Origin of the sequence: Paenibacillus brevis, assembly GCF_018919145.1 — a bacterium.
In the GTDB taxonomy this organism is placed as follows: Bacteria; Bacillota; Bacilli; order Paenibacillales; family Paenibacillaceae; genus Fontibacillus; species Fontibacillus brevis.
Genome location: NZ_JAHLQJ010000006.1, coordinates 206,341 through 230,516, shown reverse-complemented (window position 1 = coordinate 230,516; position 24,176 = coordinate 206,341). Strand labels below are relative to the sequence as shown.

General features: G+C 45.6%; 21 protein-coding genes. 1 reads left to right on the top strand and 20 read right to left on the bottom strand.

From position 1 onward, the window contains the following. Nucleotides 1-114: 114 nt before the first annotated feature. The 6 genes from KQJ23_RS09090 to thrS all read right to left on the bottom strand — a co-directional run bounded on the left by KQJ23_RS09090 (nt 115) and on the right by thrS (nt 5,962). Nucleotides 115-774 (bottom strand): response regulator, encoded by a 660-nt coding sequence (locus tag KQJ23_RS09090; RefSeq protein ID WP_216478518.1) that lies wholly within the window; start codon nt 772-774, stop codon nt 115-117. Next, nucleotides 764-1,813, bottom strand: coding sequence for a sensor histidine kinase (locus KQJ23_RS09085; protein ID WP_216478517.1), 1,050 nt, complete (start codon nt 1,811-1,813; stop codon nt 764-766). The genes KQJ23_RS09090 and KQJ23_RS09085 overlap by 11 nt, the downstream gene beginning before the upstream one ends. A 3-nt stretch (nt 1,814-1,816) precedes the next feature. Next, nucleotides 1,817-2,788 (bottom strand): cell wall-active antibiotics response protein LiaF, encoded by a 972-nt coding sequence (gene liaF, locus KQJ23_RS09080; RefSeq protein WP_216478516.1) that lies wholly within the window; start codon nt 2,786-2,788, stop codon nt 1,817-1,819. 215 nt (nt 2,789-3,003) lie between these two features. Beyond that, complete coding sequence (locus KQJ23_RS09075) at nt 3,004-3,147, bottom strand: hypothetical protein (RefSeq protein WP_216478515.1); 144 nt, start codon at nt 3,145-3,147, stop codon at nt 3,004-3,006. 79 nt (nt 3,148-3,226) lie between these two features. Further along, entirely contained in the window at nt 3,227-3,952 is a 726-nt protein-coding gene (locus KQJ23_RS09070; protein WP_430522289.1) for a 3D domain-containing protein, read from the bottom strand. Between the two features lie 72 nt (nt 3,953-4,024). After that, on the bottom strand, nt 4,025-5,962 hold the full coding sequence (gene thrS, locus KQJ23_RS09065) for a threonine--tRNA ligase (protein WP_216478514.1): 1,938 nt from the start codon (nt 5,960-5,962) through the stop codon (nt 4,025-4,027). Nucleotides 5,963-6,517: 555 nt separating this feature from the next. Here thrS and KQJ23_RS09060 point away from each other — a divergent pair. Then, complete coding sequence (locus KQJ23_RS09060; protein ID WP_044477644.1) at nt 6,518-6,874, top strand: helix-turn-helix domain-containing protein; 357 nt, start codon at nt 6,518-6,520, stop codon at nt 6,872-6,874. Between the two features lies 1 nt (nt 6,875). On the opposite strand, the gene KQJ23_RS09055 is transcribed toward KQJ23_RS09060, so the two are convergent. The 14 genes from KQJ23_RS09055 to KQJ23_RS08990 form a co-directional block, all read right to left on the bottom strand. Beyond that, nucleotides 6,876-7,664 carry a hypothetical protein gene (locus KQJ23_RS09055; RefSeq protein ID WP_216478513.1) on the bottom strand — a complete coding sequence of 263 codons (789 nt, stop codon included), beginning with the start codon at nt 7,662-7,664 and terminating at the stop codon, nt 6,876-6,878. A gap of 90 nt (nt 7,665-7,754) precedes the next feature. Continuing rightward, nucleotides 7,755-10,976: a hypothetical protein gene (locus KQJ23_RS09050; RefSeq protein ID WP_216478512.1), complete on the bottom strand. Its 3,222-nt coding sequence runs from the start codon at nt 10,974-10,976 to the stop codon at nt 7,755-7,757. A 45-nt stretch (nt 10,977-11,021) separates the two neighbouring features. Beyond that, nucleotides 11,022-12,356: a UDP-glucose dehydrogenase family protein gene (locus KQJ23_RS09045; RefSeq protein WP_216478511.1), complete on the bottom strand. Its 1,335-nt coding sequence runs from the start codon at nt 12,354-12,356 to the stop codon at nt 11,022-11,024. Nucleotides 12,357-12,382: 26 nt separating this feature from the next. Beyond that, nucleotides 12,383-13,762 (bottom strand): sugar phosphate nucleotidyltransferase, encoded by a 1,380-nt coding sequence (locus KQJ23_RS09040; RefSeq protein ID WP_216478510.1) that lies wholly within the window; start codon nt 13,760-13,762, stop codon nt 12,383-12,385. A 35-nt stretch (nt 13,763-13,797) separates the two neighbouring features. Further along, nucleotides 13,798-14,772, bottom strand: a complete 975-nt coding sequence (locus KQJ23_RS09035; RefSeq protein ID WP_216478509.1) for a polysaccharide pyruvyl transferase family protein — start codon at nt 14,770-14,772, stop codon at nt 13,798-13,800. Nucleotide 14,773: 1 nt separating this feature from the next. Next, nucleotides 14,774-16,126 (bottom strand): oligosaccharide flippase family protein, encoded by a 1,353-nt coding sequence (locus tag KQJ23_RS09030; RefSeq protein WP_216478508.1) that lies wholly within the window; start codon nt 16,124-16,126, stop codon nt 14,774-14,776. A 9-nt stretch (nt 16,127-16,135) separates the two neighbouring features. Continuing rightward, on the bottom strand, nt 16,136-17,041 hold the full coding sequence (locus KQJ23_RS09025; RefSeq protein WP_216478507.1) for a glycosyltransferase: 906 nt from the start codon (nt 17,039-17,041) through the stop codon (nt 16,136-16,138). A gap of 3 nt (nt 17,042-17,044) precedes the next feature. After that, a complete protein-coding gene (locus KQJ23_RS09020) occupies nt 17,045-18,076 on the bottom strand; it encodes a glycosyltransferase family 4 protein (protein WP_216478506.1) in 1,032 nt (343 codons plus the stop codon). 37 nt (nt 18,077-18,113) lie between these two features. After that, a complete protein-coding gene (locus tag KQJ23_RS09015; RefSeq protein ID WP_216478505.1) occupies nt 18,114-18,686 on the bottom strand; it encodes a DapH/DapD/GlmU-related protein in 573 nt (190 codons plus the stop codon). Continuing rightward, a complete protein-coding gene (locus tag KQJ23_RS09010) occupies nt 18,683-19,813 on the bottom strand; it encodes a glycosyltransferase (RefSeq protein WP_216478504.1) in 1,131 nt (376 codons plus the stop codon). Before KQJ23_RS09010 ends, KQJ23_RS09015 begins: the two co-directional genes overlap by 4 nt. Beyond that, the gene (locus tag KQJ23_RS09005; protein WP_216478503.1) at nt 19,813-20,988 is read right to left on the bottom strand and encodes a glycosyltransferase family 4 protein; all 1,176 of its coding nucleotides are present in this window, start codon (nt 20,986-20,988) and stop codon (nt 19,813-19,815) included. The genes KQJ23_RS09010 and KQJ23_RS09005 overlap by 1 nt, the downstream gene beginning before the upstream one ends. Next, entirely contained in the window at nt 20,963-22,138 is a 1,176-nt protein-coding gene (locus KQJ23_RS09000; protein WP_216478502.1) for a hypothetical protein, read from the bottom strand. Before KQJ23_RS09000 ends, KQJ23_RS09005 begins: the two co-directional genes overlap by 26 nt. A 256-nt stretch (nt 22,139-22,394) precedes the next feature. After that, complete coding sequence (locus KQJ23_RS08995; protein ID WP_216478501.1) at nt 22,395-23,510, bottom strand: glycosyltransferase family 4 protein; 1,116 nt, start codon at nt 23,508-23,510, stop codon at nt 22,395-22,397. A 21-nt stretch (nt 23,511-23,531) separates the two neighbouring features. Next, the gene (locus KQJ23_RS08990) at nt 23,532-24,164 is read right to left on the bottom strand and encodes a sugar transferase (protein WP_249529631.1); all 633 of its coding nucleotides are present in this window, start codon (nt 24,162-24,164) and stop codon (nt 23,532-23,534) included. Nucleotides 24,165-24,176 lie beyond the last annotated feature (12 nt).

The window sequence follows — 24,176 nt, the reverse complement described above, 5'->3', positions numbered from 1 at the left end:
GTGTAGGCAAAACCTACATGAGTACCGGACTTCGAGGGTGAACGCAAGATTCGATGTCGAATGCCCCTCTTGAATTACTTCGTGATCAAAAGCTGACTTTTTGAACTTCCTCTACTATGATTTGCTGACCCATCCCTGACGATGGGCATAGATAGCCAGCTGAGTCCGATCCTCCAGTTCGCATTTCATAAGCAAATTGCTCACATGCGTCTTCACCGTTTTAATACTAATATGAAGCTCTTCTCCGATATCCTTATTGCTCTTGCCTTCCGCAATCAGCATCAATACTTCCTTCTCCCGGTCCGTCAGCCCAGAATCGCTGCCTTGCACGCTCCGCTGGCGAAGCCCCCGTGTCAGCGCCTGGGCAACATCCCCTGTCATTACCGGCATCCCACGATAAGCTCCTTGCAGCGCATAGATCAGCTCTTCCGCAGATACGGTCTTCAGAACATAGCTCACCGCCCCGGCCTCCACGGCCTGAACCACTAGCTCATCCTCCAAGAAGCTGGTCAAAATAACAATTTTGAGTCCTGGAAACCGCGCCAGGATTGCAGCAGTAGCTTCAGCCCCATTCATAACCGGCATCATCAGGTCCATCAGGATCAGGTCCGGAAGCATGGATGTCTCGCCGGCCTCCAGAACTTGAAGGGCCTCCATCCCGTCCCCGGCCTCTGCTATGACTTCAAATGCAGGCTCAAGCATAAGGTACGTCTTCAAGCCCATCCGCACCATATCGTGATCGTCAACAATCATCACCTTAATCTTACTGCTCATGATCTGCTCTCCCCTTCTCATCCTCGAACTTGGGTATATGTACACGGATAGTCGTTCCCGCTCCGGACTTGCTGATAATCTCGACATGTCCGCCCAGCTTCTCCGCGCGCTCCCGCATTGTCGTCAGCCCATAAGAGCCCTGCTTCTGTCCGTTCCCGCTAAATCCCTGCCCGTCATCACTAATCGTAAGCACAACCTGTCTGGGACCTTCCTTAAGAGACAGACTGACCAACTGTGCTCCCGCATGTTTGACGATGTTAGCCATTGCCTCCTGAATGATCAGGAACAGCTGATGCTCCTTGGCCTCCGATATGTGTCCCTGCACATCCATCTCCTTGATGCCCTTCAGCCCATTTTGACGGCAATAATCCGGGAACCACTGATCCAGTGCTTCGGGCAGCGTCTTCCCGACAAGCTCCATAGGACGAAGCTGTGCAATCAAGGCCCGCATCTGCTTCTGTGCCGTATTAGACATCTGAATCAGTTGATCCATCACAACATTGGCCTGCTCCGCATTCATTTCCAAAACCTTAGGCAATGAAGAAGCCGCCATATGAATAGCAAAAAGCTGCTGACTAACCGTATCATGAAGATCACGGGCAAGCCTGCGGCGTTCTTCCAGCACTGCTCCTTCGGCCATTCTGTCCTTTTCGAGAATCTCCTGCTCCCCTAATTGCTGAAGCAGCTGCATTTTCTTCTCGACAGCCTCGGTCATATTATTGAACTCCCGATAGAGTCCGGCAAAGGTCTGATCCACCGTATCCGGCAGTCGAACAGACAGATTTCCTTTGGCAACCTGAAGCATCTGCAGATGCAGCAGATCAATCCTGCCCTGGATCCGACGCCCGGCAATATAACCGATGATCAACGTGGCCACTACGACTAAGGTAATTCCATAAGTCAATACCCGCGGGTCCCGAACGCGAATGACCCCAGCCACATGCCCGCCATAGAGGAGAACTGCCGCCAGACTCCCTGTTAGCAGAAAGTATAGCAGCAGCTCCCATTTCGTATTTTTCAGAATCCGTTGAACCATCATAAGCTAACCCACCGTATTCACTTTCACATCGCCGATAAATACGCTGACGATCAGTTTAACGCGTTTGCTGGCTTCATGATAGGAAGGGGACTGAGCCTGTACATTGCTCATGAAGCCTCCCTGTGTCTGCTTCAATATCTTCAAATCTCCGATAAAAGCATTGGATACTGCACTGATTCCCAGGTCGATGTCTTCCGGAACAAAAATTTTCACGTCCCCGATGAAGGCTGAGACGTTGATTTTCGTCTCCCCATATGGAATCTGCGCCTTCGTCAGGTCGATTACCGTATCCCCGATAAAATGAGAAATGTTGGTCGGCCGGAGCTCGAAGTAATCCTCTCCCAGATGAACGTCACCGATAAACCCTGCTTTATTGAAGGTTTCACGCTTGTCGGACGATTCCGTTCCGTCATTGAAGTAATTCTGATGGTGAGTATGATTACCAAAGTCTTGTTTATGCGTATCTTTCCATCCCTTGTCCTTGCCGCCATGCTGCTTCTCCAGGCCGTCAAACATCGAATCCAAAGACGATTTCATCTCCGGGATATATTGATCAGGAATTGGCGGTACCGGAGGTTGGGACGGTGCTGGCGGGGTATCATAGTCTGCCGGGCCGTTTCCCCACTTCTTGCGGCTGCGCGGCTTGAGCAGTACATTCAATCCTCCGATAATTAACAGCAGCGGGAAGAAAAAGCGAAAGAAATCTCCCGGCGATAAATCGATCATCCCCAAATTCCGGGCAAGAAAATAACCGCCGATCACCATTAGAATGGCGCTTCCGATAAAGCTTGAGCCCCGCCAATTTCCGCTGCCCAGCTGAGATAAGCCGGCCAGAATCAGAAAGACAGGCCAATACGTAGAAAATAGCTCGCCGATACTGATCGTTGCAATCCCTAACTGATTCAATAAAAATAAAGTACCAATGCTAATCAGTACCAATCCGCCGATCAAGCGCCCCCATAATCCGTTCCTCATCAATAATCCCTCCAAATAAACTTATGCCTTCCTACGCAACTTTTCCTAGGTCAACTTATATATCTACAGTTTACCGTAGACGCTTCTTGTTACAACAGCGGCGCGGGATGGAATTTGAACTCAGCCTTCAGACGGAGGGATATGGGATTTTAAGGAAATTTAATTTATCCTAAAAAAGGCGCCCTCTGCAGGACGCCTGTTGTTCACTCATCTTGTTATTTCTGTTGCTGATTGGAGGCTTGATGCGAAGCTTTGGCTTTTTGCGCAATCGTCGCATTGCTTTCCTCTGCAAACTCGGCGTTAAACTTCTCGTTAGGCGTTTTATAGCCTTGCGATTCAGCCTTATTTTTCTTTGCCACTTGTATTCACCTCCCCTGTCATTACAGAAGGTATTATGCATACAAGTTAGGTGAATTATGCAAAGCCCTGAACGGGAATTCAAATGATTTGATCCCACATATGATCAGGAATTTCCTTGCTGACCTCCATCGCTTTTCCGAGCTTGCTCAGCATGTCCTCCGTCAGCTTACCGTTTCCTTTACGAATAACCTGAACCTCGACCTCTTTTTTGCCCCACTCCTTGAACACCTGCTTGGTGGTCTTGAAGTACAGATCAATCTTGTTCCCCTTGATCGCAGAGCCTTTATCCGCCACAATTCCGTAGCCATAGCCCGGGATATAAAGGACCGTTCCAATCGGAAAGACCTTCAGATCGGCGGCAATGGTCGAAATCGTATCCTTATCGCGTCTTACCTTGACTCCGGAATACGTAATTCCATACTGCGGATGGTTCGGATGCTTGCCCGTCGATTCATAGCCAGCCGTATAACCTGTAGCAACGACTTTGACCTTCTTGGCAACTTTAGCAGTTTCATTCGCAGCTGTCGCTACCGCGCTGTTTTGCGTAATCTTCTGCTTTTGCTCAGCCAGCACCGGCGTTAACTGGTTGCTCTTGTTCTGCTCAAGCATCACTTGGAACTTCTCCATACGCTGAGCCATCATCTCGTATTGCTCCATTCGGAGCTCTAATGTATAGCTGTTCATTACATTTCCAGTGTGATCATTCATAGCCTTAATCTTGCTGTCTGCGGCGATCGCCTGGACAAGGAGAACCGTCATTAACAATGCAACTACAGTTCTCCGCCACATAGCAAATTGGCGCATATGAAAACCTCCCCCTTAATGCGAAGGTTTTCCATATGCGCCTTGGTTTATACATTCATCGTTTAAAAAAAGTTAAATGACATGGTTGCGGATGTCGTTCTGAAGCTCCGCAGCAACTTCATTCAGCGACCTCGCTCCCAGGTCCCCTTCTCCGCGTTTGCGAACGGATACGGTAGCATTTTGCTGCTCATTCTCCCCTACGATGAACATATAAGGGATTTTCTCCAACTGGGCTTCCCGGATTTTATAGCCCAGCTTTTCATTACGCAGATCACTTTCCACTCGAACGCCTGCCGCTCTAAGCATATCTTCCACTTTACGGGCATAGTCGTCAAAGGCCTGCGATACAGGAATGACCTTGGCTTGAATCGGGGACAGCCAGAGCGGAAGATTGCCTGCGAAGTTCTCCAGCAGGAAGGCGGTAAAGCGTTCCATGGTTCCCAGAATACCGCGGTGCAATACAACCGGACGGTGCTTCGCGCCGTCGTCGCCCACATATTCGAGTTCAAAGCGCTCCGGAAGCAGCACGTCGATCTGAATCGTCGACAGTGTCTCTTCCTTGCCAAGAGCCGTCTTCACCTGCACATCCAGCTTCGGACCATAGAAGGCGGCTTCCCCTTCCGCTTCATAGAACGGCAGCCCCGCTTCTTCCACAACCTCACGCAGCATGCGCTGGGTCGTATTCCACATATTGTCGTCCGGGAAATACTTCTCGGTATCCTGTGGATCGCGATAGGACAGACGGAATTTGTATTCCTTGATTCCGAAGTCGCTGTAGACCTGCTTGATCAGTTCGAGGACACGGGTGAATTCATCTTTGATTTGGTCCATTCGGCAGAAGATATGAGCATCATTCAGCGTCATGGAGCGAACACGATGCAGACCGGTCAGTGCGCCTGACATCTCGTAGCGATGCTGCATTCCAAGCTCAGCCACGCGGATCGGCAGATCACGGTAGCTTCGCATGTCACTCTTGTACACCATCATATGGTGAGGACAGTTCATTGGACGGAGCACAAACTCTTCCGTGTCGATCTCCATCTTCGGGAACATATCTTCCTGGTAATGATCCCAGTGTCCGGATGTTTTATACAAATCAACATTACCGAGTACAGGAGTATACACGTGCTGATAGCCAAGACGCTCCTCGATATCAACAATGTACCGCTCAAGCGTACGGCGAAGGGTTGCTCCCTTCGGCAGCCAGATCGGCAAGCCTTGTCCGACCAGATTGTTAAAGGTAAAGATGCTCAGCTCTTTCCCCAGCTTGCGGTGATCGCGCTTCTTCGCTTCTTCCAGCAGGCGCAAATGCTCATCCAGTTCGGCCTTCTTCACGAAGGCTGTTCCGTAAATCCGCTGCAGCATCTTGTTGTCGCTGTTGCCTCTCCAGTAAGCTCCGGCTACGCTCAGTAGCTTGAACACTTTGATCTTGCCGGTAGAAGGTACGTGAGGACCGCGGCACAGGTCGAAAAATTCGCCTTGATCATAGATCGAAATCACGCTGTCTTCCGGCAGATCACGAATCAATTCCAGCTTGTACGGATCGCCCAGCTCCGTAAATATCGCCACCGCTTCCTCGCGGCTGACCTCACGGCGCGTAATCGGAAGATTCTCTCCAATAATGCGTTCCATTTCCTTCTCGATCTTCTGAAGATCTTCCGGGTTCAAGGGATGCTCCAGATCCATATCATAGTAGAATCCGTCCTCGATCACCGGACCAATGCCCAGCTTCACTTCCTTGCCGCCGAACAGGCGTTTAACGGCTTGAGCCATCAAATGCGCCGTACTGTGACGCATAATCTCCACGCCATCCTTGGAGTCCAATGTAATGATCTCCACTTGGGCACCATCGGTTAACGCGGTATTAAGATCTACCGCTTGACCGTTAATTTTACCGGCTACCGCATTTTTCCGAAGACCGCTACTGATGGATGCTGCTACATCCTCCAGCGTATTCCCCTCTACATATTCCCGGACAGAACCGTCCGGCAGCGAAATCTTGATTGCCACGATTGTTTCCTCCCAGTCAATAATTTGATAATTTGGAGTACCGGCAACGGACAGCAAAAAAGCCCGTCCCCGGAAAGGGACGAGCATAATAACCCGTGGTTCCACCCTCATTCGGCTTATCTGCCTTGCAGTCAAGCCCTTATTCGGCATTCTGTAACGGGAATGGCCCGGCAGCTCTTATTACAACCGCTCACACTAGCTGAGCAAGAAGGTTCGGAGTTACAGCTACAAAGGGGTAAGCCAACAGCGAAACCGAAGGGAATTCCAGCCTGATGTTCCCTCTCTCTGATCCGTTCTTTCTGCATGACCCATGTCTTTGTCAACGCTTTTTCGAATTATCAGTAATTATATAGCTATCGGCAAGCTCCGTCAAGAACCGCCCTGACGTTTGAACTTTAGCGAATTTGCATACGAAATGAAGTCACCCAATTGCATTACCTAATTGCGTTGTGTGGTGAACATGCTATAATTATGGTTGCATTTGCTAGAAGTGAATACGAGTGTATTTCACATAACGGAAATGTCATTTACGGGGTTTGAAGGGAGAGCTAGCGGATGTTCGCGAAGCGACTGAAGCAGTTGCGCAAAAAGAGAAAATTGACGATGCAGGAAGTTGCGGATTACGTTGGAGTTGCCAAAAGCACGTATGCAGGGTATGAATCCGGTTACCGTGAGCCTACTCTGGAATCTATCCAAACGATATCTCGTAAACTAAACACGTCGGCGGATTATCTTCTAGGTCTTACCAATTATCCAGAACCACCGGGAGAACTAAATCATAATGCCAAAGAATATTTGAATTTCGAACAACTTCATTGGGACGGGATCCCTTTGGAAAAGGACGATCTTGATTTGATTCGTATTTTACTTGAACGCGTACTCCGCGATCGGCAATTTCCAAAGGATGAATGATTTAACCGCCCATGAGTTGTTGCAGCTTCGCTTCTGACTCCTCTTGAAGTTTCGCCTTTAAGTCGTCATATTTTTGACTCCAGCCTTCGATGACGTCTGCAGATACTGAATCATTCTCTGCGTTTTGAACAATTCTTTGGAATGAATTGTCACAGGTTGATTCAGCCGTTGATAATTCGGCGTTCAACTGATCTCTCCATGCGATTACATCGCGGGGATCACTTCTATCCAGTTGCTGCATACTACTTTCCGCTTCACTTAAAGCTACCCTCATATCCTTTCTACACTTTCCCTGAAGTTGTGTGAATTCTTGCTCATATTTTTCTATCAGATTCGTTGTAGAATCTAATTGTATAGCGCTAGGTGAAGTCGTGTTTGTCGTGCTTGAACCGTCTGGCTTTGTTATGCTTTGAGCACCTTGTAACGCCTGGCTTGAGGTACTCTGATTCGTGGAGGTCTGCGAGCCTTGGGCATTCTTATTATTCTGGACTTGCGTACCCGGGTTTGCTGAAGCATCTCCCGTCTCTCCGAGTTCTTCGTGTTGTTCCACTGCCCCTGCAGTAATATCCTCGTAATCAAGTGATAATAGATCATTGTCCTCTAGCAGGATTTGTTGAAGTTCTTCTTGTTCGCTGGCATTAACAATTAATTTGTTTTCCGACGACTCCTTCCAATACAATCCCCCCCATAGAAAGAGTAAGAGAACAGTGATCGTGGATAAGATAAAAATGGCTATATCCGGTTTTCGAAATCGGTGCCGCCTTCTCTTGCGGATTCGTTGTTGTCCCATTGTGATGTGAACACCACCTTCCTACAAAATGTACCGATTAGTAAAAGAAATAGGCCAGCCCTCCTGTTGGCAGGAAGAGCTGGCTTGGTCTTAGAACTTCAATAGATTTTGCAAAATGTAATCCATCATTTTATTGACTTGTTTTTTTACATTGTTGATTGCTTTATTCTTGATGGTTTTAGATGCATCAATCTCATTAATCCGATCAAAGCTATCATTTCCTGCCTGCACAACTTCCATAATCAACTGAGCTTTTTCAGCATCAATTGTTGCAGAATCAAATCTAGTTTTTATCTCGGCTAACTTATCTTGGAGCGAATTAACGATATTCTGAATTTGAACTTCGGGATCAACCACTCCATTGGTCAGCGTAATCTCTTGGGTAAAGATAACTTTGGAATTGCCCCCGAATAAATTAACCAGTGTAGCCTGAATAATAGCGGTACCCTTTTGGACTTTCTTATCGATGGTTACTTTTCCGTTTGAGGTTACCTTTACATCCTTGCTTCCGGATACCTTTTTCCACTTCAGAGCTGAGGAAGGAAGCTCAACACCCAGAACCGTCAGCGTATAGACATGTTGGCGCCCATTTTGAGTAATCTCTGCCTTTGATTCTGCTTCGGAAGAGATAAAGGCAGCAGTTATTGCTCTGACCGCCGGCACATCATATCTTAGTTTTGTCTTGAATTTCTGTACCAAAGAAGTTGCATCCTGCGGTTTAACACCAAGGTTAAACAAGGCTTCACTTAACGCATATCCGTTCCGATCCGATAGAACCGCTTCCAGCGCTGCCTCTTTGACACGATCGAGACCATTCTTGTTTTTCAATAATGCGGCCAATTCTTTTGAACTCATATTCGATATCGTATTGCGTACGGCTCCTTCGACTCCACTATGACCACCATTATCACCATATAGCAGAATAAGGACATCGTCGATCGATAGATTGGATACTCCTGCAGCCTCCGCAATGATTTCCATCGTTGCCACGAAGTCCGGATTCGTGCGAATGGCTTCAAGGCGGGAACCCTCCAGGTCATAAGGTATGGAACTAACTGAAGTAATGAGTTCAAACAAATTCTTCTTCACTTCATTTTTATCAGCAGAATCCGGGAGCTTCTCTGCAATGGGCTTCCATATCTGATTGATCAGAGCAGCGTCCTTCGTGGCATTCAGGCTATTGAGCTCATCCCATAACCTGCGAACATCCCTTACATCTGAATATCCATTTGCCTGAAGAGCAGCATGCAGCTTCTCCATTCGTTCTAGAAATTGCTCTACTGGAAAGATGTTTCCTTCTTCAATAGAGGCCGTTAATGTAACTTCTTTCTCAAAAATCACTTTAGCATTTCCGCCATAAGGGTTGAAAAGCTGTGCTTGAATAACTGCGGAAGCACTCGGTACATGCGTAGCAAGCGTAACCGTACCGTTTGGCAATACATCGATATCACCGCTTCCTGATACTTTGACCCACTTTAAAGCAATAGCAGGCACGTCGACTCCAAACACCTTCAAACTGTAAATATGTTGTCGGCCATCTTCGCTTACATCGACCAATTCGGTAGATTCTGAACGCATATATGCGACCGCCATTGCGTTAATTGCCGGCACATCATATTGTAGCCTGATCTGGTAGTTTAGCACCGTTGACCTCAGATCCTGCGGTGTCACCTCAAGCTTCTCTAAAATCGAGCTAAACTTATATTCAGCGGTTTCACTGAGCAATTGCTCTGTTGCTTGAAGCAGCACCGCGGTAATGGCTTCATTGTTACCCAGCAATCCTAATAGCTCAGCGGCATTCATATTTACTAGTAAATCCCGGATCGTTCCTTCGATGCCCTTACGAGAGTCGCCATCACCGAACATGAACAACAAGAAATCATCCATAACGATTTGGCTATCGCCGCCAGCCCCCGCAATCGTCTTCAGCGTACTGCGGAACTTCGGATTACTTCGAATCGCTTCGAGCTCTGATGCGGTTGGATCATATTGGAATGAACCTACTTCCTTAATCATCTGGAAGAGGTTTGCTTTCAGTTCAGCCTGATCCACTGTTGACGGCAGCTTAGGAGCTATTTTGTTCCATACCGGATCAATCAATGCTTCATCCAGAACCGGATCGAGTCCAGCAATTTCATCACGAAGATTCCTCACATCCTGAATATCGGCTGGATCCCCTGCTGCAAGGGCCGCATGCAATTTATTCATCCGTTCCAAGAACCGCTCACTTGGAAACACCGTTTCTTCCCCTGAAGTCTCTCTCAAAGTCACTTCTTTTTGAAAAATCACACCCGTGCCGCTGCCATAAGGGTTCACCAGTTTGGCTTGAATCACGGCTGAACCGCTGCCTGCGCCCTCAGGAATCGTTACAACTCCGTTTGAGGCTACGCTTACGACCGCATCCCCGGATACCTTGCTCCATTCCAGTATGAAAGCCGGAATTTCTATTCCGAATGCATTCAAACTGTAAATATGTTGACGCCCATCCTCGCTGATTTGGGCTGTAGCCTTTACGGTTGTACGAACATAAGCCATAGTCATAGCATGGATAGCCTGATCATCATATTGAAGCTTGCCCTGCAGGCTAATCAACAATGACCTAATATCCTGAGAAGAAATGTCCATTTCCTTCAAAATGGAGCTGATTCTATACGCATCATTTTCCTCTAGCAGCTTGTCTACCGCTTGGAGCAGGATCTCGGTAGCAGCTTGGCTATTACCTATTAATCCCGCTAACTGGGTCAAGGGCATATTTCCCAGGGTGCCGGCGACTGTCCCTTCCAAGCCCAAACGGCTTCCGCCGTCCCCAAACAGAAATACAATGAAATCATCCACACTTAAATCTTCATGTCCGATTGCGGTCGCAATCGTTCTCAACGTCGCGTTGAATTCAGGATCGGATCGAAGCGCCTCCAATTCCGACATGGTTTGGATCGTACTGACCGTCCTGAAAAGTTGAATCAGACCTTCTCTTAGTTCCTTCCGATCAACGGTTTCAGGGAGTCTTGCATTCACCTTGCTCCAGATCGGACTGATTAGAGGTTGGACTTCTACGAATTGAAGTCTGGTTATTTCTTCACGCAGATTTATGACATCTTGGAGTCCCGCAGGATCACTTGCTAGAGCAGCGTATAATTCGCTCAATCGTTCCCTGAAAAATCCTGATGACTGCTCCATTTCGGCAGCATTCGCCCTCTGGATCGGGCTCAGTTTCTCCATGGGACCCTTTGTGCTGAATGGCAAGATCCCAACAGATGCGGTCAGCATAGAAAGTACAAGCGCGGATACAGTTACTTTTTTTCTAAGCGACATCTTATTCACCTCGGATATAATTTGGTAAATCCCTTTTAACCGCCTCTAGAGAGCAGGCACCTTCTCTTTCACGCCTTGATTTAAATTAGGACGACCTACCGAGTAATAAATAAAGCCGGTTCCAAGTACTTGTTCCTCATTGAATACATTACGCCCATCGATTAGAATCGGCTGTTTCAATACCTTTTGCAGTTCATGAAGATCAACTTTTGCAAACTCATGCCATTCCGTAAGTAAACATAGCGCATCTGCATCTTGTGCTGCTTCCATCGCATCCTCACACCATATCACACCCTCCTTTCCAAATAGAGATTGGAAGCTTTCCATCGCTACAGGGTCATAGGTTTTTACTCTTACTCCGTTATCAACCAGATGCTGAATGATCTCCAACGCCGGCGATTCACGTACATCATCGGTATTCGGTTTGAACGAGAGTCCCCAGACCGCAATCGTTGTTCCGTTTAACTCACCGTCAAAAATCGTCTCCAGCTTGCGGATAACGTTAAATCTTTGATCCTGATTCACCTCTACGACCGATCGAAGCAACTTGAATTCGTAATCAACATTTCCGGCAATTTGAATGAGCGCACTCGTATCCTTTGGAAAACATGAGCCTCCATAGCCGATCCCGGCCTTTAAAAATGAAGACCCTATTCGTTTGTCATACCCCATCCCCTCCGCAACCTTAGTCACGTCTGCACCGACTTTCTCGCATATGTTAGCAATTTCGTTAATAAATGAAATTTTCGTTGCAAGAAATGCATTAGATGCATACTTGATCATTTCTGCGCTGCGGATATCTGTCACGACAATGTTCTGTGTCAACGGCTTATGTAGCTGAACCATCGTGTCTGCCGCATTCTGGTATTCGGCGCCGATGATGACTCGGTCAGGATAAAGCGTATCCTGAATCGCAGAACCTTCCCGCAGAAATTCCGGCAGAGAAATGCTATCAAACGCCATGTTTGTATGCGATTTAATTAATTTGGCAAGTCTTTCATTTGTTCCCACCGGTACAGTACTTTTCACTGTAATGATTTTGTATCCGTTCATCGCTTTCGCGATTTCAATCGCCGCTTGATCGATGTAGGACAGATTTGCTTCCCCATTGGGCAGAGGCGGCGTTCCGACTGCTATGATGACAATGTCGGAATGCCTTACAGCATTCGATAAATTAGATGTAAATGCTAGCCTTCCCGCCAAACGATTAGTTGCAATCAGTTCCTTTAGGCCTGGTTCATAAATAGGAACCTTACCCTTGTTTAACATATCAATCTTATACGGGTCCTTATCTACACAGATGACGTCGTTACCGATCTCTGCATAACAGACGCCGGACACTAGCCCTACATATCCGGTTCCGATGATCGTAATGTTCATATCTCTCACTCCTTCATTTAAATGGTTCAATTAACCGTGCAAAGCTGTATAATTTCATTCCAATCAAAAGCAAGCCTTACGATATCTTCTTCAATAAGCTCAGTCCCGGTCTGAACTTCGATAATGTCCATTTCAGTTACAGCACGCAGGCTGTGTCTGCTGTCTTTGGATATAACCAGGACATCGCCCGGCTTCACCGGAAAGTGCTTGCCGTCAAGCACCATCTCACCTTCACCGGATACGATCGTCCATACTTCATCTCGGAGCAGATGGTATTGGTAACTTAAGTTCTGACCTGGCGTAATGCAGATTCGCTTCGTTAGAACTTCTTTACCATCCGGATACTTCAAGTAGTCCAGTACCCGGTAACCTCCCCAACGCCGCTCTTCGTACATCGGCCGCTGGTCCGAATGCTTCATGACCTCCTTGATCATCGGACTTGCAGCCTTGTCCGATACCAGAATGCCGTCCGGACTTGCCGCTACGACAACGTTGGATAAATTAAGCAGTGTAATGGGTATATCTAGTTCATTGATGACATGCGTATTATGACAAGCGCCGCTCATCATTCCATTGCCAACAATGGAGGACTCGATTTCTTCCGTAAGCGTGTTCCACGTTCCAAGATCCTTCCAATCCCCCCCATAAGGAAGTGCGACAATATGCTTCGCTTTCTCCACAACCTCATAGTCAAAGCTAGTCTTGGGAAGTCTGCCGTATTGCTTCAACATCTCGTCATACTGGATCGGAAAGTCACTCGCAATTAAGATGTTAATCAGAAAATCAAGCTTAAAAGCAAAAACACCGCAGTTCCAAAGCGCAGCCTGCTCTATCATGGCTACCGCCTCTTCCTCGCGGGGTTTCTCTTTAAAACTATGAACAGTTACGAACGGCTCATCATCCTCAACTGCAGCGCCGTTATCGGGGACGATATATCCATATTTCTCGGAAGGATATGTCGGCTTTACTCCCATAAGCGCTAAATCCGCACCGGATTGCTGAAGAACCTCCTCAAGCTCCTTCGTCTTATAGAAGAATGATTCCTCCACGTAAGGATCAACTGGCATTACAACGATGGTCTCGTTCAGGGCAACATCTTGTACCGAATATAAGTAGGCAGCTGCCAGTGCAATCGCCGGAAATGTATCTCTCCGCTCTGGCTCAACGATGACTTCAATCTCGCTTCCGAGTTGGCTATGAATCATTTCAACCTGTGCCTTACTGGTCCCAATAAATGCATGCTCACGAAGGCCAGCCTTAGAAATCTGCCTCCATACGCGCTGCACCATGGACTCGCGCTCGCCAGCCTCATTCTCAAGCACCTTCAAAAACTGTTTGGAGCGCGATTCATTCGATAAGGGCCACAGGCGTTTACCTGATCCCCCTGATAGAAGAACAATTTTCATGATATCCTCTCCTACAAAGTTTTGTGGAGCAAAACTTACTTCGAAAGCATAAGCTCAGTTTGGGGGCTTGCCGCAACTAGCTGCGCGGATTTGATTCCGCTTGTCCAAGTGTTATAGTAATTGGAATTTTTGCCGTATGAATTATCGAGCAATATATTAGGCTTGTCCAACAAGCAAGACAAGATATGTCCATGAAGTCTGGAAGTCTGCACATGCTGATAGCCGCTGAACCGTCTGACGGCTTTATCCACGAGATAATCCGTATACTTGCTCCAAATCGCTTGCATGGGAAGCGGACCTCCGCCTTTTCGCATTCGGTTAACAATCATACTGATCGTTTTCTTCTCGACCCGGTTATATAATGAAATCCAATCCAGATAGTCGCCGCGTCCCGATAATTCCAGCTCTTCTTGCTCTTTCGTCTTCTCAATATCTGTACGGAAAAAGTACAGCAATTCCTTCACTGGATCACTCGTAGGCATGATTGGCCACAATTGATGAGCCATATCCGGCGATAAATAGACGTTACACGTACCGAACTTCTCCGACGCCATACCGTAGGACAAGGTGTCTCGAACATAGAGATGGATGTCACTGTGCTGATTGAAAATTTGAGCCGTACGATTGAATTCGGATTCTTCTATATAAAAGATAGTCTGCGGCAGAATAACGACCCGGTGATGAGGGTAATCCGTAATTATTTTCTCACGCAGCTTTTGGTGTGCAGGGTACAAGTCTCCAAAATTCCCTCCGCCATGGAGAACAATGATCTGGTCTTCGGGAATATTCAGCTTGTCAGGGAAATCCAGGACACTATATCGCGCTTGAACAAGGATATCAAAATCCTTGAAAAATGCCTCTGTGCCTTTCATAATTAGCAAATCACCGCCATTGCTGTGAACGGGATAATCGACATAGTAAATGCTTGATCCCGGCGGAATCACATGCAATATTTTACGAAGCTGATTTTTCAGCACATCCATCGGATGAACTTTCAGTTCCATCGACATCTCAGCGCACTCCTTTAATTTTTGTCTTGTCCTTTATGCGTTCCAGCAAAAAACGAAAGTCATTTTTATCAAATAACAGAGTGCTCATCTTTACTTGAAATACAATTCTCATGGCGGCCATCGTCACCAATAATCGGATGACAGCGCCGATTAATAAAGCAAGCGCGATCCCGTTAAGGCCATATAATGGAACCAATACAAAAAATAACCCGATCGTTACTGCCAGGGCTATAAGTTGCCGTATCAGTACAAGTCCGGGTCTACCCATCGCGTTGAAAGAGGATGCCAGGATCCATGAGCCGCCTCCGAGGATACACTCTATAGACAAAAGATAGAAAGCTCCACTGGCTTCTAAGAAAGGCGCACCGAATAATATCCCCATCAGGAATCGGCCGATGAACATACAGGGAATAACAACAATCATCATCAAGAGCATCGATAAACGAAACGCCCGCCCAACCGTAGTCATAATCGCATCCGCCGCCATACCGGTTACCTTCGGAAAAATAACATTCGTAATCGCTGTCTGAACAACGTTAAATACCCGTGATAACGCATATACGACGGTATACAGACCTAGATCTCTTGCTGTTAGCATCGATAGAATGACAAGCTTATCGAATTGAGAATACAGGGTCCCCAGCAGCTCTACGCCAAATACTTTGCTTCCATAACCGAATAAAGCCTTTGCCGCCATGGTATTGCCTAAACCTCTAAACCAGTTAATTCGAAGATCATCCCGCAACCTGTACAGAGCCCAAAAAATGACAAATACACTGGTTAGAAGAAAAGCCAGTGCCGCATAATGAAGACTTAAGTTTCCAATAATCCACAGTGCGATAAGTCCGGCAAGATTGATTAGCGGAAAAAATAAACGTACGCCGTTATACACGTTAAATTTGCCGCAGCTTTGCGCTAATGCAGAGATCAAATTAACCGCAAGCAAGATCGGCAGCATCAGTACCGTGTACCACCTGGAGGTCTGGATAACCGCCTCAGGATAATTTCCAAGCCATGAGGGCAGCCAGGTCCAAGCAATAACACCCGCGATGATGCTGACGGGCACTTGAAATAGGAAGCCTGCCCTTACAAAATCGGCCTCCCTGCCCCGATTTTGTTTGAGGTTGTAGATTAGGGATGTCGGAAGGCCAAATCCCACAAGGCCTGCAAGTAGTGTTGGCCAGAAGATAATAGCCGAGAATTCACCTTTCCCGACAACTCCAAACATACGGGCCGTCACAATCGAGGTAAGCGTACTGATAACCATCAATAAGAGATTTGTTGCACTGGTACGAAAGATCGTCTGAACTAATCCATCACCACTCCATGCTTTACGAAACATGAGCTGATTCATATTATTTGCTCATCCCCTACCGTTGTAGCGGAGGATACCGACTAGCGATCCATTCCGGTAACAAATTTTAGTAATCTGCCTGATGAAGGACTTATAATGAAAAATGGAGAGTATCGACGACAAAACAGCCTGCAGCATACGGATAATATGCTTGATCACAAGAATAGGGCTGTTATCCTGGCGTTTCACCGCATCGCTTACCCCCTGCCAGAATATCCGCTTCAGGAACCACTTCTTTGTCGTTCTTTCCTTCGCTATTTTATGCTGGACCTGTCCATAAGGCGTATAGTATACTTTGTAATTTTCCCGAAGCCTTGCAATCAACTCGCTCTCTTCGCTCGACAGCAATTTATTTCCGACGCGCCCCAGGTCCTCTCGGAACGGCTTTATATGCTTAAAAATACTAGTTCGAAAGGCGACATTCGCGCCGTATGGAATAAACGGAGCAGGCATTTCCTGTACTTTGCTGGAATAATCGAGAATCGTAAACACCGAACGATGCTCTTCCGGAATCCAATAGGGCTCTGCTGATTCCCAGATCGGATCTATTCTCCCGCCAACACAACCGATCGCAGGGTCACTTTCAAAAACATCTACAATTTCAAGCACCCAATCTTTAGAAGCTATCGCATCATCATCGAGAAAAAGAATATACTCGCCCCTTGCTTCATGTATCGCCCGATTCCGGGCAACCGATAATCCGAGCTTGTTCTCATAAATATAACGTATCCTTGATCCGTGACGACGCCTCAGATCGTTCACCATATCCATGGTGTTATCCGTGGATCGATTGTCGATAACAATAATTTCGATATCCTCTTTCACATAACTCTGGAGCAATACACTCTCAATAGCTTCACTTGTATCTTTTGCTCGATTATGCGTACAAATTGCAACCGTTACGACTCTATCCATCGTTCATCCCCATCCTTGATAAACGTCTTTAATTTGCCTTGCAATGAGCCTCCAGTCTAATTCCCTAAGCACTTCTTCATATTCCGGTGATTTCTCTTCCCTTTTCATATTTAAGGCCCTCTTCATTGCATTCTTTAATCCATTGCCTTCTGACGGATCATAACTGACAACCATGTCTTCTCTGAAATAATCATCAATAAAATCATTTTTAGGCATAACCATCAACTTCTTGAACGACAACCCGAGTATAGCGGTGCCGGAGGTTGTAATTTCCTTGTAAGGCATCACCATGACGTCCACCGCATGGATCAGATCGGCAACCTCTTCATTAGGTATGAATCGCAGATCCATAATCACCCGATCCTTATCTCTGATAGCCTGCAAATAATTTTGCATTTCCTGGTCCGCTTTACCCGCAATAATAAGGTAAGATCGTTCTGTCTTTATTGAATTAAAGGCCTCTACTAGATCCTCCACACCCTTATATGCCTTGATCGCGCCCATGAACAAATAAACATGGCTGTCTTTGCCGATATTATATATTTGTCTAAAATCCTTACCATGGGGGCTGTATACACCTAAATAATGACCATGTTTCACCACGAACAGCTTATGATCCGGAACGCCAAACTCCGTCATTACCTTTGACTTAATTGATTCGGAAGCGACGATCAACTTGTTGCAAAAACGGCAAATTAAGGACCGCATAAAGCGCTCCATTCTTGGATATTTCACATGATGCGGATACAGATTGTGAATGGTCCAAATCAGTTGTACATTTCTTAACTTCAAATACAGCATCGTCGATATCAAGATGAATGATTTCACGATAAACAGCAGCAGATTCTCATTTTGGTAGGCATGATGCATCCAATGAATGTGAACGATGTCTCCTGATTTCACTTGGCCGACCTTCAGCATCAGCCTGCCATGTCTCAGATCCATAACGTCCAAGCCCGCACCGCAAAGCGAATTCGATAATAAATCATTGTAAAAGTTCAACTCGCTAGATTTCGGCCACATCCATACTTTCATCGCTAACTCTCCCTAAACATGCTGGAATCAACTCTTCTCAGTTATATCTGCGCACCCATTCCCTCGGAACGCGGATTTCCCGAATGACCTTGGCAGGTGCCCCTCCGGCCAACACATTGTCCGGAATATTGCGCGTTACGACACTGCCCGCAGCAATCACACTATTTTGTCCTATCGTTATACCGGGTAATATAAGAACACCACGGCCAATCCAGACATTATCACGGATGACAATGTCTTTGCTAAACGACTGATCCTCCACATCTACCGGATGAAAGTTCGTATCGATAATATTAACCATCGGGCCAATGATCGTATTGTCACCGATCCGAATGGACTTTGTGCAGCCGATATCAAGGCCGTAATTAAAAAATACATTATCGCCCACCCACAGCTTTGCCTGTTTATCAACCGAAATGGACGAGGGAAAAGGCTTGGCATGGAAAGAAACATTGGCTCCTATGATGAGCTTCCCCTTGTTTCTTACCATCAGCCTTCCGGCAATTCGACCTAGCCGACCGACTGAATTTGCCTTGATCGGCAGGATAACAGCCCCCTTCAGCACAGCAAACATCTTGCCGATTCGAATCTGCTTGAATGAAATTCTCATAGTAATGTCCCGCCCGCTTTTAACTTCAGAGAGTCTACTAATAACAAGCTGTAGGTTTCCTCTACCTTACGAGTAATCGTGGTCATGTTAAAGTCCTTCATTACGTTTGCATACCCTTGAATGGAGAGTTCTTGATAGTTAATCTTTCCATCGTAAACCTGCCGAATCGTCTCATAGAGCGCCTCAACATCTCCATCTCTTACAATGAACCCGCCTTTTGTTTGCTTTATGATCTCTGGGGCACCGCCCGAATCAGAGACGATGACAGGTGTCTGTACAAGCAAAGATTCGATAATAACTCTCCCAAACGGCTCGTTAAGAGAAAAATTAATTGTTAGATCGCATTCCTTCATCAGATCAAGCGGCTTCTTACTGTACCCATAAAAGATAACGTTCTGTTCCAATCCATATTCGCTGACCTTCCGGATCATCTCGTTATAATATCCCTCTGATCCATCGACTGATGTGTCTCCTACGATCAGAAGCTTCCAGTTGGTCTTCCCGTTAAGAGCCAATTTCTTGACTGCTTCAATCACCAAATGATATCTCTTCCACTCTACGATTCGTCCGAATGTTCCAATAACGAGCGTATCATCCTCCATAAATACCCGCTTCTTCCTGCTCAAGGATAGCTCTGGATCAACACCGTTATATATAATCGTCTTGTTACTACCTTGAATTGAACTCGCCACAAACTGAGAGATACAGATAACCTGATCGAAGAACCGCGGCAGCACGGAGTTAAACATGCGCAAGTGTGTATAGTCCCGGTGATGCCAGACCAGCTTGCTGTTCACCATAAATTTAAGCGGTGCTACATACCACGGCGCCCGCCATCCGTTGGCATGGATAATCTCAATGTTATTCTTCATCACAAATGACCGAATCTGAAATACCGTCTGCAAATAACCCAAGCCCAATTTCCTCTTAATACTGTTCAGGCGAAGCGGAAAATGAATGAACTTTGTCCGGATTTCAGTCAAGTAGTCCGCATCTTCAGGACTTAGTAAGAAGATTTGATATTGGGATGTATCCAGATAATTGATTAAATGAATCAAGCTTTGTTCGGCTCCGCCCTTCTTATCCGCATGTGTAACAAACAAGACATTAATTTTTTTTCTATTCATCATAGCACCTGCTTCATTTGAACATTAGGATTCAATGAATCTATGTAACCTTTGAGCACCTCTTTATGATCATAATGACTGCGGATAAACTGCTGCGATGCTTCAAGCAGTTCTTGTGCCCGGGCCGGTTGATGCAGCAGTTCTTTAATACTCTGATAGAATGCCTCTGGACTATCAGCGGCCATAATGTGCTTATTGGGGACGAGGCCTGTGCCCTCATAGCCAATAGAGGTTGAGATAACCGGAAGCCCATTCTGAATCGCCTCGATTGTCTTTAATTTTACGCCGGCACCGTTTTGCATCGGATTAACGAACAAATACCCGTCTTTGTAGATATCGTCCAAGCTCTCCGGCGTGTCGTACACAACCACATTTCTCAAGTCGTATGCCTGCATCCAGCTTAGGCTCTGCTTCCTGCTGTTCCCGGCTATAATGAATTTGTAATCCGTCTCCTGCAACAGCAATGGGTGAACATACTCAAGATACCACTCAATCGCTTCCCGATTATTCGGCATGAACAATGATCCTATAAATACAACATGTTTATGCTTGTCCTGAAAGTTGTTCGAAAGGAACTTCTCCTTACGGACCGGCGGCGGTAAAAATATGCCTTTGGCAGATGGATTTTGTCTTTGGAATTCTTCAAACTCCTTATTTGAAATAAACAAATACTTATCCACCTGTTCCATTATTTTCTTTTGTAATCTCATAAACTTCCGGCTTTCCATGTGGTAGTACAATTTATGAATCCTATTTTTCGTGCTTCTTGCTAGCGCACTAAAATAGATCGCTTCATCATTGTGCACCCGCAAAATGACATTACCCTGTTTGATCAGCGGATTCTTAAGAATGGGATACACATAATCGCCTTCAAGCAGCACATAATCATAATCCTCATCGATGTTCACATGCTTCAGTTCACTCCGCGACTTGACTTGCATCGGAAACGCATGAAGTACATCCACGAGCCTGCTCCGTCTTTCGCACAATTTCACTTTATTTACATATTGGAAAACAGCTTTAATCTCTTCCTCGGAGGGAATTTGCTTGCCGCAAACGACGAGATGTATGTTCCAACCCAGCTCGGACAGTACCTTAATTCTTCCCCATGTATCCACCCGTCCCCCATGATCGGCGGGGTATGGAAAGTCACTGCATACTACTAGTATTTTCATCTTGCAACCCCCCGGTGTAAGTAGGATTAAAATCTTTATTTCCTAGAAACAGACTGATAAAAGCGAATAATAGCCATATCTCGTATTTAATTTCAAGCGCCACAAAGAGCAGTGAAAACAAATTGAATATAAGCGCGATAAATAAAATGAGACTCGACTTCACTTTTGTGATCAGATTTTTAGCCAGCAGATAAAAAAATACGAATGCGAAAATTCCGCCAAACATCACCCATTGGAAGAAGCCTGATTTAACGCCCAAGTTTTTATCCGAGCCTGTATATTGCAGCAACTCTCCCGCATTGATCTGGCTTACGCCAAACAGGTTGTAGTATAAACGCGACATCAGGTTTATTGCGTCATTTAAATAATGATCGAAATACATTAAATAGGCCCCCGTTCCCACCCCAAATGGATGATGGAAGACGGTAGCTATGGCAATTATAATTGTGCCCATACGCGTATAAGACGACGTGTAGTTCTCAATATCGTTGCTGAACGACCCGATCAACCCTGCGGAAAAATAAGCAATGAATAAATACATGGCTATGATGACCATAAAAAGCAGAATGAAATTTCGCTTCTTCCTGAAATCAAGAAATTTGATCATCGTTACAACTAACGTCAACAAGCTCACAATCAAAAATCCCTTCGATCCCGTAACAAACAAATAAAACAGAAAAAAACTAGCAACATACAAGTGAGACAGTGTCCTGGCAAATCGGTTCAAATGTCTCGACAAGTAGATTAGAATCGCAGAATACACGACGATAATCGACCCTGTTGTACTACTCTCCGAAGTCAGCAATCTTACTCGCCAATAGGGAGTATCTTTAGAGTGCAGAAAGGTTAGCGCATTAGGCATACTGACTAGTTCAACAATCATTATGCCTAGCAAAAAAGTGACCACAATAAAAAAGCTGCTATAAAGCAGCCTGACGCTTTTTATTTTCGAAAAGACAAGCTGCATATGCCGCACATAGAGCAGGATGGTAACAAAGTAGATTAATACCTTGATCGCTTTGCCGAGCAAGTTCTCGGTCCCAAAGCTGTAGCTGCCCTGCATGAATTGAACGAGAATATAGACCATGCTGATGAAACTTAAATAAAGAATAAGTGTAAATAAATACTTTTGCATCTTTGATACATACATCACCTGCTTATATTTCGAAAGCATAGCGATCTCGCAAAATAGAAACAGTGGAAACAGAGTAATTATGGGCGATCTGCCAATTTCACCGATTTGATTCACTAGAGGTAAATCCTGATAAAGTGTCAACAATAACAAGAAAACAAGATATAACGCCAGAAAAAATTGCTCTTTGTTCGGTTGACTCTGGATCTGCTCTGTATATATCAGATGCCTTTTCTGTAAGTTTACATTCATCATTGTCCTCATCCTCGTGAATCTAGACATATTTGTTAACAGCCTTTGAATACCGGTCCCTTCGTTTATTCAATGCTTCTTCGTATAGCTGTTGTATTTGTTCATTCATCTTATCCGAATGAAATTTCTCGTTAAAAATCAATTCCCCCCTCTCTCCCATCATTTGCAGTTGTTGTTTATTAAGCCCCTCAATGATATGAACCAGCTCTTCCTTATTATTAAAATCAAAAGTATATCCATTGATTTCATGCTGAATGATCTCTGGAAGTGCGCCTCGGTTACTGGCAATAACGGGTTTCTTATTGCGTAATGCCTCGATCGCAACGATCCCGAAGCCCTCCCAGCGGGACGGAACGATCACGGCATCGCAAGCTTGCATATAGCGATCAATCTGCGAATTATCCACCCAACCGATTTTAACCGCATTGCTAGGGTAATCATATTCGAATTCCTTCAATACGGTATCTCCGACTAAATACAAGCGGACATTTCCAAAGGAATGCTCTTTAAATACTTCAAGCAGCAAATCAAAGCCCTTTTGACGATCAAAACGGCCTACGTATAGCAGATTGATACTGTCCTTATCCACCTCAAATGGCGCATGATTGCCTGGCGGCGTATCCGAAACCCCGTTATATACGACTACCGATTTCTTTTCAGGCAGACCATAGCTTATCGAGTTCTGATATTCATGGTTTGAAATGTTGATGATGAAATCAGTCCGAAGCGATAATAGTTTCTCCACGGCTGCAAATACAATCTTTTTCCATGGCTTCGTGTCCATAAGAAAAGCCCATCCATGTGCACAATAAATCACAACGGGCCGCTTCCGTTTCAATAAAAACAACGTTCGCAGGAAAAAACCCGCAAACGTTCCATGGACATGTACAATATCCGGATTCATCTCTTTGATCCTCCTATGCATCGAGTGCATCGCTTTGAGAAAATATTTAGGACTTCTCTTGTAGGGGTACAGATGCAGACGATCAGGATTGATACAAAGCGTGTCCCGGTTCGAATTTTGCTGAGATGCCATGAGATAAACATCATGATTGTCCGATTGGTACTTCAATACCTCATTCAGATGGGTTTCAATTCCGCCTTTAGTAAACTCCGAAATATGAAGGACTCTAACCATGATCTCTCCTCCATTTCCTGGTTAAAATGCATCCTTGGAGCCGAACATAGCTTTCACTGTTCTCAAGATTATTTTCATATCAAGCACAATGCATCTTTTCTCTATATAAGTAATGTCAAGATCGACCATTTCCTTGAAACTGAGATTATTTCTACCGCTAACTTGCCAAAGTCCTGTACAGCCCGGGGTGACAGCGAGACGTTTCTTATCATAATGTGTATATTCCGCTACTTCTCTTGTAAGGGGCGGTCTCGGACCAACCAAGGACATTTCCCCACGCAACACATTGATTAATTGCGGAAGTTCATCAATACTCGTCTTCCGAATAAACCTCCCGACTTTTGTTACACGCGGATCATTTCTCATTTTGAACATCGCTCCGCTGATCTCGTTCTTATCCAGCAGATCCTTCAGCCTTTCTTCGGCATCTGTATACATTGAGCGGAGCTTGTACATCCGAAATAACCTTTCGTTCTTACCAACTCTTGTCTGATAGAAAAAGACAGGGCCCGATGGATCTTCCCATTTGATCAGAATGGCCATAATGGCGAATAATGGACTTAACAGAATTAACCCGGCTAGTGAACCTAAAATATCAATGGTTCGTTTGAATGCTAAGAACAGGGTCGGACCTTCTTGATTAGACCTCGTCATTAAATAATAATC

Coding starts and splice junctions, on each gene's coding strand:
- KQJ23_RS09090 (WP_216478518.1), bottom strand. CDS start 774: ATGAGCAGTAAGATTAAGGTGATGATTGTTGACGATCACGATATGGTG.
- KQJ23_RS09085 (WP_216478517.1), bottom strand. CDS start 1,813: ATGATGGTTCAACGGATTCTGAAAAATACGAAATGGGAGCTGCTGCTA.
- liaF (WP_216478516.1), bottom strand. CDS start 2,788: ATGAGGAACGGATTATGGGGGCGCTTGATCGGCGGATTGGTACTGATT.
- KQJ23_RS09070 (WP_430522289.1), bottom strand. CDS start 3,952: ATGCGCCAATTTGCTATGTGGCGGAGAACTGTAGTTGCATTGTTAATG.
- KQJ23_RS09060 (WP_044477644.1), top strand. CDS start 6,518: ATGTTCGCGAAGCGACTGAAGCAGTTGCGCAAAAAGAGAAAATTGACG.
- KQJ23_RS09055 (WP_216478513.1), bottom strand. CDS start 7,664: ATGGGACAACAACGAATCCGCAAGAGAAGGCGGCACCGATTTCGAAAA.
- KQJ23_RS09050 (WP_216478512.1), bottom strand. CDS start 10,976: ATGTCGCTTAGAAAAAAAGTAACTGTATCCGCGCTTGTACTTTCTATG.
- KQJ23_RS09045 (WP_216478511.1), bottom strand. CDS start 12,356: ATGAACATTACGATCATCGGAACCGGATATGTAGGGCTAGTGTCCGGC.
- KQJ23_RS09040 (WP_216478510.1), bottom strand. CDS start 13,762: ATGAAAATTGTTCTTCTATCAGGGGGATCAGGTAAACGCCTGTGGCCC.
- KQJ23_RS09035 (WP_216478509.1), bottom strand. CDS start 14,772: ATGTCGATGGAACTGAAAGTTCATCCGATGGATGTGCTGAAAAATCAG.
- KQJ23_RS09030 (WP_216478508.1), bottom strand. CDS start 16,126: ATGAATCAGCTCATGTTTCGTAAAGCATGGAGTGGTGATGGATTAGTT.
- KQJ23_RS09025 (WP_216478507.1), bottom strand. CDS start 17,041: ATGGATAGAGTCGTAACGGTTGCAATTTGTACGCATAATCGAGCAAAA.
- KQJ23_RS09020 (WP_216478506.1), bottom strand. CDS start 18,076: ATGAAAGTATGGATGTGGCCGAAATCTAGCGAGTTGAACTTTTACAAT.
- KQJ23_RS09015 (WP_216478505.1), bottom strand. CDS start 18,686: ATGAGAATTTCATTCAAGCAGATTCGAATCGGCAAGATGTTTGCTGTG.
- KQJ23_RS09010 (WP_216478504.1), bottom strand. CDS start 19,813: ATGAATAGAAAAAAAATTAATGTCTTGTTTGTTACACATGCGGATAAG.
- KQJ23_RS09005 (WP_216478503.1), bottom strand. CDS start 20,988: ATGAAAATACTAGTAGTATGCAGTGACTTTCCATACCCCGCCGATCAT.
- KQJ23_RS09000 (WP_216478502.1), bottom strand. CDS start 22,138: ATGTATGTATCAAAGATGCAAAAGTATTTATTTACACTTATTCTTTAT.
- KQJ23_RS08995 (WP_216478501.1), bottom strand. CDS start 23,510: ATGGTTAGAGTCCTTCATATTTCGGAGTTTACTAAAGGCGGAATTGAA.
- KQJ23_RS08990 (WP_249529631.1), bottom strand. CDS start 24,164: ATGACGAGGTCTAATCAAGAAGGTCCGACCCTGTTCTTAGCATTCAAA.